The 12,511-nt window shown below is 35.5% G+C and carries 7 protein-coding genes; 2 read left to right on the plus strand and 5 right to left on the minus strand.

Annotation, left to right across the window (positions count from 1 at the left end; all coding sequences use genetic code 11):
- Positions 1–491 precede the first annotated feature (491 nt).
- The 3 genes from CSC79_RS01475 to CSC79_RS01485 form a co-directional block, all read right to left on the minus strand.
- Complete coding sequence (locus CSC79_RS01475) at positions 492–3,638, minus strand: DEAD/DEAH box helicase (protein ID WP_099293240.1); 3,147 nt, start codon at positions 3,636–3,638, stop codon at positions 492–494.
- Between the two features lie 404 nt (positions 3,639–4,042).
- The gene (locus CSC79_RS01480) at positions 4,043–5,005 is read right to left on the minus strand and encodes a transcriptional regulator (RefSeq protein WP_099293242.1); all 963 of its coding nucleotides are present in this window, start codon (positions 5,003–5,005) and stop codon (positions 4,043–4,045) included.
- A gap of 14 nt (positions 5,006–5,019) precedes the next feature.
- On the minus strand, positions 5,020–6,258 hold the full coding sequence (locus tag CSC79_RS01485) for an AAA family ATPase (RefSeq protein ID WP_099293244.1): 1,239 nt from the start codon (positions 6,256–6,258) through the stop codon (positions 5,020–5,022).
- A 773-nt stretch (positions 6,259–7,031) separates the two neighbouring features.
- On the opposite strand from CSC79_RS01485, the gene CSC79_RS01490 reads away from it, so the two are divergent.
- Positions 7,032–8,249, plus strand: a complete 1,218-nt coding sequence (locus tag CSC79_RS01490; RefSeq protein ID WP_099293246.1) for a replication protein A — start codon at positions 7,032–7,034, stop codon at positions 8,247–8,249.
- Positions 8,250–8,386: 137 nt separating this feature from the next.
- Here CSC79_RS01490 and CSC79_RS01495 read toward each other — a convergent pair whose 3' ends face one another.
- On the minus strand, positions 8,387–9,262 hold the full coding sequence (locus tag CSC79_RS01495; protein ID WP_099293248.1) for a DNA replication terminus site-binding protein: 876 nt from the start codon (positions 9,260–9,262) through the stop codon (positions 8,387–8,389).
- Between the two features lie 878 nt (positions 9,263–10,140).
- Between CSC79_RS01495 and CSC79_RS01500 the strand changes: the two genes are divergently transcribed.
- On the plus strand, positions 10,141–11,490 hold the full coding sequence (locus CSC79_RS01500) for a 3-deoxy-7-phosphoheptulonate synthase class II (protein WP_099293250.1): 1,350 nt from the start codon (positions 10,141–10,143) through the stop codon (positions 11,488–11,490).
- 64 nt (positions 11,491–11,554) lie between these two features.
- Here CSC79_RS01500 and CSC79_RS01505 read toward each other — a convergent pair whose 3' ends face one another.
- Positions 11,555–12,364 (minus strand): pyruvate, water dikinase regulatory protein, encoded by an 810-nt coding sequence (locus tag CSC79_RS01505; RefSeq protein ID WP_099293252.1) that lies wholly within the window; start codon positions 12,362–12,364, stop codon positions 11,555–11,557.
- Positions 12,365–12,511: the final 147 nt, after the last annotated feature.

A 12,511-nucleotide genomic window follows, 5' to 3' on the forward strand; every position in this document is an offset into this window, starting at 1 on the left:
TCAAAAAATGTGATCTTTTTAGGCATAAAAAAACCAGCTCAATGTGAGCTGGTCAAAATTACTATTAATAAGTAACTAAATAGGGAAATCAACATGATGCATGTGCAAACTGCAATTTAACTACACGCACAATAATAGACATTAACGCTGAAAGTTAGTTCAAAAAAATGTGATCTTTTTAGGCATAAAAAAACCAGCTCTATGTGAGCTGGTCAAAATTACTATTAATAAGTAACTAAATAGGGAAATCAACATGATGCATGTGCAAACTGCAATTTAACTACACGCACAATAATAGACATCAACGCTAAAAGTTAGTTCAATTAAATCTGATCTTTTTAGGCATAAAAAAACCAGCTCAATGTGAGCTGGTCAAAATTACTATCAATAAGTAACTAAATAGGGAAATCAACATGATGTATGTATAACTGCAATTAACTACATACATATTAATAGACCACGGTTATTTTGATCAGTTCAATAAAATTTCATTATTTAATTAAACTCAACATTTGTTGCTCGTCGAATTGAGTGAAACTCATTGATTTATCAGTGAAAAGTGCATCAACCAATGCTTGTTTTTCTTGTTGCATCTTATAAACTTTTTGTTCTATCGAATTAGCCATAATAAGTTTATAAACGAATACAGGGCTAGTCTGGCCAATTCGGTAAGCACGATCTGTAGCTTGTTTTTCAACTGCAGGATTCCACCATGGATCAAAATGAATTACGGTATCTGCTTGCGTTAAGTTTAGGCCGGTACCGCCAGCTTTTAAACTAATTAAAAAAACCGATGTTGTACCTTCAGTAAACTGATCAATGACTTTATCACGATGGCGGGTTTGCCCAGTTAACAAGCTAAATGAAATTGCTTGGCTATGCAGTTGCTCTGCAATAATATCGAGCACTGAGGTAAACTGGCTAAATATAATGATTTTTCTACCTTGTGCTAGCATCGTGGGGATATGCTGGCTTAACCAATTTAGCTTGGCACTTTTAGCTTCAGTTTGAGCATCAATTAACTTAGGGTGGCAACATATTTGTCGCAATTTTAATAATGCGTCTAAAAACGCGAGTTTGCTCTTTTGTACACCTTGAGCAGCAAAAAGGTTTACCATTTTCTCTTCAAGTACATCTGTAATTGATTGGTACAATGCTTTTTGCTGTTCTTCAAACTCAAACTCTTTAACAAGTTCAGTTTTCGGCGGCAACTCTTGTGCAACCTCAGCTTTAGTCCGACGAAGAATAAATGGCATTATCAATGCTTTTAATTCATTTGCTCTTTGCACATCTGAATCACGTTCTATAGGTAGTTGAAAATGACTCTTAAAGTGTGATTGTGAACCAAGCAGTGAGCTCATTGCAAAATCAAGTAATGATTTAAGTTCAAACAAGTTATTTTCAATCGGTGTACCACTTAAGCACAATTTAAATGAGGCGTTTAAACGCTTTACTAATCGCGAAACCTGAGCGCTGTCATTTTTAATGTATTGGGCTTCATCAAGAACAATATTTTCAAAGTGAAGAGGTGTGTAATAGGCTATATCCCTTTTCAATAAAGGATAGGTTGTAAGGATACAATCAGCTTGCCCCAAATGTTGCAATTGTTCAACACGCGCTGAACCAAAGATAGTGGTGACTTTTATATTGCTAGCAAATTTAGTCATTTCATTTTGCCAATTACTAACAAGGCTAGTAGGACATACAATTAAAGTAGGGCCTGACTGAAGTGTTTGTTTACTACTGGCTAAAAATGCAATGACTTGAAGAGTTTTACCCAACCCCATGTCATCCGCTAATATTCCGCCCAGTTGATGACGTTTTAAAAAGTGTAGCCAGTCGACACCCTGCTGCTGATAATCACGCAGTTTCACTCCCTCATTTAAGTTTGGCTGTACAACCATAAGGGGAGGGTTTTCTGATTTTAACTCGTTAAGATAGTTGTCTAAATTACTATCATTAATAGTTACATTGATACAATTGAGTGCGACGAGTTCTGGCAAATAAGAAAGAGGAATAAGTAATTCATCACGCGTTTTTATAAACTCAAAGCGCTGGATAAACTCACAAAGCAGTTTGAAAACCTGCTTCTCTATTACAGCAAAAACCTTGCCTTGTTTAAAATAATAAAATAAGTCACTTTGGCGGTTTAATGATTGGTAATCAGGATTATCATTCAATACTAAGTTAGCAGCTTTGTATTTTGAGATCATTATTTTACTAACAACTTGATGCCCTTTGCCTCGTGTTATCTCTAGGTTCACGGGGACAATTGATTTTTTTATTCGCAAGTGTTTGTCACAAACCTGCCATCCACGTTTGCGTAAATTAGGTAGCACTTCATATTTAAACCAATGTTGAAATGCATCTAATTGATTGTTATGGATATATTCATTCTGTAAAGCCCCTTTACATAGGCTAAAACCAAGATTGGTTAACTCAGTAATTACAGTATTTTCAAGGGCTAAGTTGAGTAACTCTTTTGGGGCGCTATTAGGTGAAAAAGTGGCGCCTTGATAATTGAAACCAAGCGTTAAAGTGAGTTGCTTATTATTATTTTTAACTTCTATTTCAGCAAAGGTATCGGCGTGACGCTTAACCTTTTTTCCTTCTTTGTGTTGGTAATGAGGAATAACCCCATCGCCAAAGTTTGCACTAATTTGTTTAAAGACGCGTTCAAAGTTTGCAGTATGAACAACAGGCATCGCCTTAATATGGGCAACTTCTTCACCACTTAAAGGTGTGCGAATACGACCAATCTTAAGCTTATCGGTGTCTAAATATGTTGGCGGTGTTGTTTTTATTAATAACCAGGAAGGCTTATCATTAATAGTGGTATTAAGCTGAATTAAATCATTTGATTGGTTCCAACAAAAATTAAGATCAACAGCACTATCAGGGCTAATCGCTTTTCGAGAGCGGCCATAAAACAAACGTCCGGTAGCAATTAACTGTTGTAATACGGCAAAGCCCCATTGACCCTTTAACTGAAGATTCCCCAATGCATTTTGTGAGCGAATCCAACTGAACAGCCTAAAATCAGTTTCAAGCAGATCCGCGGGAGTAACAAAACTATTTAATTGTTGATCCGTAAGACTTCTTCCCAAGGTGTACTGCTCATTATTAGAATAAGACGCTATTTTTGGTGTTAATATTAATTTATTCGCTTCAAGCTCAAGCACAAACAATAAAACATTTTTGGCACTGTGGTCATGCGATTGCTTAAGAGTTCTAAGTTCGTCAAACCAATCATTAATAATATAGTCTTGTCCGTACTCACCAGAATGATCAATTTTTAGCTTTAGTAATACGGCAGCTAAATGACGACAACTGGTTTTGGCATTACATGAGCAATGCCTTTGAACAGAAAAACCATCATCTAATTTTTTTATCTCAATATGCTGGGTGAAAGTAGTACCTTCATTACCAAACATAGACGCATCAATGATTGAAAAGTCTTTATTGTGTTCTAAAAAATTGATCTGTCCGTTGGCTAAGTACTCCTTAGCTTGATTAAGAACATGTGGTTTGAAGAGCTGTTTAATAAACCTTTCAGAAAGTGGAAATAAGGTTTCTTGTTCTTGTTTTATTTCTTCAAAAATTGCTAGAAGATCAGACTTTGATAAGTTAGCAGACATAACGCCCAAAGCAGTATGAATAAAAATTAATTTTACCAGTATATGATTTATCGTCTGCTAGCTAAAGGTTTAATATAACAAAACGCACTGGTTGGAGTAGCTCACTTGGTAAAAAATCGGTTTATCCACAAAAAATAGGCGTTCAAAGTAAAAAACACACAGTTAAGCCACAAGATATATACATCTTAATAACAAAAGGGGGGCTTACAGATCAGATTTTTACTAAGGAGATAGCGTTTTAAGATCAAATCAGGTTTAAACACGAATGTGTGGGTAAAAATCTGATCCAAATAAGGTAAATTGAAGAAAAGATGGCTTTTTAGATCAATTTTTTACTAACATAAAAAGTTCTGAGATCATGATTTTACTAAGTAAAGCACGATCTCAGATCGTTATTATACTAACTAATTGAACGCTTTTAGTAATTTTGTGAGTTGTTCTAACCGTTTGTCAGTCATGACTTTATTATCAATTTTTATAGATAAATCGCCACTTTTTAAATTACGTTGAACACTTACAAAGTCATTTTCTAAAACAGCTTCTTTACGACCAACCGTTTGTTCTTGCGCGGTTAATAACTTAGTAACGGCCATTGCACGTTTATCATCGCCTTCAATTTGAAGTAATTGAGGGTCGTTAGCGACTTCTTGAACAAGAGCATTAAACGTTTCAGCGTCTCGTTCTTTAGCTGCAATGAGCTTTTTAGCGACTTCGCGACCAACATGATTTGCAGTAGGGTAAAGTGCTAACACCGCCTCTGGTAGCTTCTCATAGGCTTTAATTGCATCTGCTATTGCAGTATGTGAAACCCCTTCTATTGCAGATACTTCTCTAAATGAGCCCTTTTTACCTTGGCTGATCAACTCGTCCCTGGTTTGTTGATAGGCTTGACCTAATTCCCATAGACTAGGAGCAATATACTGGTCGGAAGAAACAGCCAATATTTTTGCATCTGAATCAGTAAAATCAGCTGAACTAAGCACCAGATAATCTGCGTTACCTAAAATACATGCCATTCGACGTCGTGAACCAGCCAGTACAAGCATTTCATCGCCTTTATCCCAACACAATGCTGGGTGCTGATTGCGACCATCATGTGCAATTGCAGGTAGAATATCAGCGACTGACTTTTCATTAAGTAGCGCCTGTACTCGACGATTTTTTCCATACACTTTTGTATTTGGTTTAATTTGAGCGTGAGGAATTACTTTACAAGTTAATGTAATTGAGCGAGAAGGATCACTTGGCGCAGGCATTTTTATTACATCGCCAGCAGAAGCTTGTTCTAACAACTCATCCAAATTACTATTACCAATTGTTGTTGCAAATGGATCTAAGCGGGTGTCGTTTTTGCGTTTCTTTGCCATTTTTGTTAACTACCTTACTTAGGATTTTTTAGTTGAGATTGAGTAGACTGCCAGTTCGAGCGTATTAACATCTCAAGTTCATCAACGACATCTTTTATGTTTTCTTGAGCGCGAATCAATGATTCTCTGCTTGCTAAACTGTCGGAAGTTTTTTGATCAAAAATAGTATTAAATGAGGATGAACTCGCCGTTATAGCTGAACTATGATTAATAGGGTAGCTCATAACTTGTCGACCAAATGCACTACGAACATCTTTTACAATATCACGCTGGGAATGATTTCCTTTTACATAATTGGTCACTAAGAATTGCATAAAGTCCCAACCTTCATGGCCTAAAGATGCAACCGTATGATAGATCTCTCCTAGGCGTTTAAGGTATTTATTATTTGCATCAAAATCAACGGCCTCAGGGTGAACCGGAATTAACATGGCTGTTGATGACATTAATGCATTATAAAACATGAAGTTAAGTGATGGAGCAGTGTCTATTAAAATAATATCAAACTGATCTTCAACTGGGTTAATCACCTTTTCTAACAGCTTATGATAATGGCGGGTTTTATCATAACTCGAACTATCTTTAAGCAGAGTGGCAGTTTCATGCTCAAAGTAAAAATCATCCATGCCTGATGGCAACATTCTAATATTAGGAATATGAGTTGGCAGAAAAGAGTTAGATACTAGCTCTTCCCAAGTTTCGCCTTGCTCAAGCTCAATGCAATCACGCATTAAATCACCAACAGTGATGGGGTCAGGCTCACTTGGTGGGAAAAAACTTGAAGAGGAGCCTTGAGGATCTAGATCGATTATACCAATTCTATAGCGTTTAATATTTGTTGTTGCTAGAGCAGCAGCAATATTAACCATGCTTGTGGTTTTACCACAGCCACCTTTTAAAGAGTTTATGACGATAACTTGTAGTTTATCTGACTCAGAGCGGTGATCAGGCTTGATATCCATGATATCAGCCATCGCAAAAATATTAACTAACGTATAAGCATAATGACCATTTGCCCCTCGTTTTATATTAAGGTCATCAAAATCACCGTTATCATGACGACGCTTTAAAGTGCGATTATTACAACCTAGAAGGTCAGCGGCTGCCTTTTGAGTATAAGTTCTTAACTCTTTCTCTTCAGATTTTAGGTGGGCACGATAATGCTGGATTCGTCCTTCTAAAGATTTTTCAGCAACTTCTGCGGTTGCTTTTAAAAGCCGATATGTGGCTAATGCATTATTATGAATTGACATGCTTTATTCCTCAAAGTTAGGCTTTAAGTATAATGTCCATTCAATTAACTGTAAACAACTATTTAAGACGACATTGGTTTTAATTAGTAGACATAAAAAATTTTATTAATAGTTTTAAAATTGCTTAGTATAAATAAAGAAGTTTAAGTATAGTTAAAGTATAAGGTAATAAAGGTTAAGGCTTGAAAAAGGTAACGTAAATATATGATTTATATAAATAAAGCATAAGAAAGTGGATCACCTTTATACTACGTTAAGATCAGATCTTTAATAACTGGTAGATCACGATAATACTAAGCTAGTTTTTCGCTTTGAAGTTATGCACATATTAAGCACAGTATTATGCACATTTTGTATGTCTGAGATCCGATTTTTACTAAGTAAAATAAAAAGTTATACACTTTCATCTATACAAATGTGGTCAGTTAATTAGTATAGATCTGATCTGTAGTAAGTACAGATCAGATCTATGCTAACTCAAAACACGTTTATACACAGGGTTATTTAAAATATCTCTATTTTGTCGTGTAATTTTAGCTGAAATAAAGGTTTTAAGTGACATCAAAACACCTTGAGTTAGTAAAAATTCGGTTTATAGGTGCTACCTTAATAAAATCATGATCTCAAACCAGTAAAATTAAACTAGCTTAGTAAAATAGTGATCTAAAAATTTATTTTAATCTTAGATCAAGTTTATACTAACTTAAACATTTAACTTTTAGCTCTATATGTGTTGTTATTAGCTGTCGCAATAAAATTTGGAAATAAGAACAATGAGCCGAAAGGTCAACATCTCGGTAGATAACTTACCCGATACATTACGGGGACAAATCCACGGGGTGGAAAGTGCAATCGATAATGAAAGTTTAGCTTTATTTACTGATAATAAAGATGTTCGTATTTCAATTGAAAATGCGGCCCACGGATTACGTGCTTATTCTAATACATTTAATCATTATGATTTATGGGGACGATTTGTTCGTTCTGGTCATAAAAAATTGCCATTAGAAGAAGCACCTAAGAAAACCATTATTACCCGTAAGATATCTGAAAAAGTAGATGGTATTTTGTACGACGGTGAGATTAAAATAACACCGGCTGTAGTTAGTTCTCGAAAAGATGGTGAAGATGTTGAGTATTTAGTTTGGCCATCTGATCGTGAAGAAAAAGTTGAACGCGCACTTATTCGATTAGCTTCTAAAGGTAAGATTGTAAAAATTAATTTTAAGTCCGGTATTCAATACGCCGTTGTTTTTTCAATGAATGAATTGGCTCAAGAACTTAAAGCTGTTGGTCAATCAATGCCATACCCACAAATCAAAGAAGCATTGGAGGCTCTACAAGGATCCAAGCTATCTTTTAAATATTCTGCAACTGATACAAAAAATACAGATATAGATGATTCATTTTACGAGTCTAATATGAATTTTTTGTCCTCGTTACATTTCAGTGGTAAAAAAGGGCAGGGCGGCAATGTGAAATGTGTTGCTTGTCTTAACGCATTTGTCCATAACATGATTGATAATTTAGAGTACAAAGGATATTACTTTAATAGTGCTCAAGAATTAAAACGCGGATTGTCGCGGTGGATGATGTTACGTTTATATCACCTTTGGCGATATGCAGCTCCAGGAAAAACATACCATTTTAGATTATTATCAATTATGGAAAAGTATGGCTCTATTTATTCAACAGATGATATCACTGAAAATAAACTCAAAGCCTTACGTCGTGATATGACGACCACCATGAAAGATTTAATCGAAAAGGGTGCGATTTCAGAATACAGTATTACCAATGTTAAGGATGATAAAAGCGGTAACATTATTGATTACACGTATGAGATGCATCCTTCTGATCAATTCTGCGATGAGATACTTACACTTAATAAACATAACAAACGTATTGAGATACAAGGCGGTAAACGCATTGTTGAAAATGCAGTTTTGATAGATGAAGATAAAATAGAAGAAATAGTCGAAGATAATTAATGATTAAAGCCTTTAGTTTTTACTAAAGGCTTTTTTGTATTAAAAGCTAAATAGTTTTGTTGCTTGAAGTATAAGCTGTATTAGATTAAAAAATTAGTCTATTTAACATAATAAGATTAGTATTAAATAGTATTTTATCAATCAGTTACTTGCTCAAGGTACAGTCTATCAACTAAAAAATCATACTCTTTCTTTCTTGGATGACTTTCGGGTTTAATATAATTTGGCAGAGTGCCGAGTTTAACATCTGGCTCAGGGTTTATTAAAATAAAGGGTAAGGCTGCACTGACATGGTATCTATTTTTTGCGGTGTATCTTACATTTACCTGCGGGCTAACTCTAGTTGGCCTACGAATTCTAAGTTTTTCTTTATCACCTAAGCTGGCAACGCGCACTTGTTCTTGGGCAACAAGGGCTTGCCAAGAATGTTGATCTATCATTCGAGGGTTAGAATAGCCGGCAGATTTTTCGAGCATTGCTAAAGCAATTTTTTTTGTTAATGTTTTAGTTGCATGCTTATGCATCCAAGTAAAACGAACTGAAAAAGGGGACTCATGTTCAAAATGAACCTTTCTGTAAGCGGCAAGTGTAATTAAGTTTGGTACTGCATTATGAACAGCCTCAAATCGAGCATCATTATTATCAATCGATAAAACACACTCTTTAAAAGCTGCTTTGGCTTTATTTAGTTGTTGTATGCGTGCAAAAAGGTTTTCTTTATTCGCATTCTTTAATACTAAAAGTCCTGGATGACGCTTAAGTACGCGTGAGCTAAGTCCTGATTTTTTATATATATCTGTAAAAGAATTTATAATTGACCTATGCGCAATTTCACCGGATTGTTTGGTTACTTCGATAGTATGTGGGACTATCTTTTCGTCATTAATTTCAATTTCGGGCAGCTGGTAAAATTCAGCCTTGGAATAATCACATTGTTTTAAATCATCAATAAATAAATTTGTTAGATCATTTAGCAAATCAAACTGACTACGAATTTGCACTTTAGAAACCATAAGAACACATCATACTGAATTGTTTTTGACAGTTTATCATTTTCCAACAAGTTGTCTATTCCTTGATTATTTATTCTACAATTTAACTCTAATGCTAAGTTTATCATTATATATTATAAAGTATGATGTGTTCTTTGTTTTAATTAAAACAACTATTTTTAATATGTGTTTAAGTGTGCGAGACTTCTACCTGATTTAATACGTGTTCAATTTTAAGGAGTCTAGTTTTAATAAGTAAACGAGTTAATACGTTTAGGATTGTTCCTTTGGTAATAATAAGAAAGTGTATATCGTGTTCAGTCGTTTCAATGCTGTTAAATGAAATAAAGTTTTAGCTCAATAAAAGGCTTAGCCACCGCAATAAATTGCTCAGTTGCTAAAAGCATGGCACTGCTAAAAAATTCAATATGTAGTTGTTTTGGTAATTAAAGTCGAACGTAGACTTCACTATAAACTGATAGCCAGTTTTAATACTTAACATCCTTTATCAACGCTTAAGCCTAGTTCTCAAGGCCCATTAGCACAACAACCAACCTTTTTCCATGTTACGCTTAATTATGTAATTCTTTACCGTAAAGCTAAGAGTACATCTGCTAGCAGTTTAAGTATGATGTGTTCTTTGAAGTCGCTAGTTGCATTGTTCAATATTCGATAGTAATAACAAGTTACTATATCTAACTAAAACCATTTAACATCAATAGTTTAATTAGATTTAGTTTACTTTTATGCCACTACTAACATTTAAAATACTATAAAAAAAAACCTTTTAATTTATGTCATAACTAAATAATTGATAATACGCGAATATAGTCCTTGAACAGGGGGGCTGCATACGTTAATTTCTTTGTATCAGGTAATAGTAGGAATGAGGAAATATTATGCAGTCGTGGAATCCAAATAGCTGGAGGGAACACCCAATAGTCCAGCAACCACAGTACCCAGATCAAGATGCGCTTAAAACCGTAGAGAGTCAGTTAAATAGTGCACCCCCACTGGTATTTGCTGAAGAAACACGTAGTCTATTTAAACAACTTGAAGATGTGTGCGAAGGAAAGGCGTTTTTACTCCAAGGCGGAGATTGTGCAGAGTCGTTTAGTGATTTTAATGCTGCAAATATTCGCGATACATTTAAAACACTTCTTCAAATGGCCGTTGTACTTACTTATGGCGGAAAATGCCCTGTTGTTAAAATCGCTAGAATGGCTGGTCAATACGCAAAACCACGTTCTGCAGATTTAGAAACAATTGACGGCGTATCACTTCCTTCGTACCGTGGTGATATTATTAATAACTTCGAGTTTACCGAAGAAGCACGCATCCCCGATCCGCAACGTTTGATGACAGCGTATCACCATAGTGCCGCAACATTAAATTTATTAAGAGCATTTGCACAAGGTGGTTTAGCAGATTTACATCAGGTCAATCGCTGGAACATGGGCTTTGTTGCGGCGAATCCGCTAAGAGAAAAATACCAACAATTAGCAGATCGTATTCAAGATGCTCTTGAATTTATGGAAGTGTGTGGAATTAATTCTTCAATAGCACCAAGCTTAAAAGAAACTTCTTTATATACATCACATGAAGCATTACTTCTTGGATATGAAGAAGCATTAACTCGTCGAGACCATTTATCAGGTGACTGGTATGACTGTTCTGCTCACTTTGTATGGATCGGTGAGCGCACTCGCCAGTTGGATCATGCTCATATAGAATTCTTTAAAGGCATTAAAAACCCGATAGGGGTCAAAGTTGGCCCAGGTATGGAGCCAGATGAACTTATTCGTTTAATTGATGCCGTTAACCCAGATAACATACCAGGTCGCCTAACATTAATTACGCGTATGGGAGCCGATGTATTACCAGAAAAACTGCCAGCACTTGTTCGTCGAGTACAACAAGAGGGCCGTAAGGTAATATGGAGCTCAGACCCAATGCATGGTAATACTGAAAAGGCAACCTCAGGGTATAAAACTAGAAGCTTTGATAATATCTTACGTGAAATCAGCCAGTTTTTTGCTGTTCATAAATCAGAAGGTTCTTATGCTGGCGGTGTACATCTTGAAATGACAGGCCAACACGTCACTGAATGTACTGGTGGTGCTTATGGTTTATCAGATGACGATTTAGCACAACGTTACCGCACACAATGTGACCCTCGTTTAAACGCTGACCAAGTATTAGAGCTTGGCTTCTTAGTTGCTGACTTACTAAAAGATGCACGCAAATAAAAAATTTAGTTTTAAGTATAAAGCCACTTTCTAGTGGCTTTTTTTATATTTAAAGTTAATTAAGTTAGTACTTACGTCGCTCAAGGTTGGTATCAGATATTATTTTAGCCGATATTTCTTCCACAGAGTGATTTGTTGAGTTTAAGTATGATAACTTGTATTTTTTATAGAGCATCTCAACTTCACGAACCTCGATACGACACTGTTTAAGTGAAGCGTATTTTGAGTTTGCCATTCTTCGTTGCCTGATATCAGCAAGCCTGACAGGGTCAATCGTTAAGCCAAAAAGTTTATGTTTATATGGCATTAAGCACTCTGGCAATTTACCCGTTTCTAAATCATCTTCAGTTAATGGGTAGTTGGCTGCTTTTATCCCATACTGCAGTGCAAGATAAAGACTCGTTGGGGTTTTACCACTTCGGCTAACGCCTACTAAAATGATGTCTGCCTCTGCATAATTTTTTATATTCGCGCCGTCATCATTAGTTAAAGAGTAATTAACAGCATCAATTCTAAAGTCATAGTTTTTTTCATGCATAGAATGAGTACGATGTACTTTAGGTACTGGCGCCACAGCAAGCTCTTTTTCTATTTTGTCACTGTAGGTTGATAAAAAATCGTAGCAGACAGCACAAGATGAGTTAATAATTTCACTTAGCTCATGATTAACGAATGTATAAAATACAAAGGGCTGTTCACCATCTCGCTGGGCTGTCCTATTAATCAACTCCTTTATTTCTTGCGCTTTTGTTTCAGTTTCAACGAATGGGATTGTTTTATGATTAAATTCAACCGGAAAAAGCGACAAAGTCGCATGGCCAAACACTTCAGAAGTAATGGCTGTACCATCAGAAATATAAAATGCAGTTCTCATATTAACCTTTTTATTACCTATTCACTTAAATTGGGGCTCCATACGGTTTACGTATGGACTGTTGCCAGTGTAGAATGAAGGTGACCTTTTTAGAAGGTTTTCTTTCTTAACTCTCACAGTTAATACTACAATTTGTTTTTTGGAGAA

Origin of the sequence: Pseudoalteromonas sp. 3D05 (assembly GCF_002723455.1) — a bacterium.
Lineage (GTDB): Bacteria > Pseudomonadota > Gammaproteobacteria > Enterobacterales > Alteromonadaceae > Pseudoalteromonas.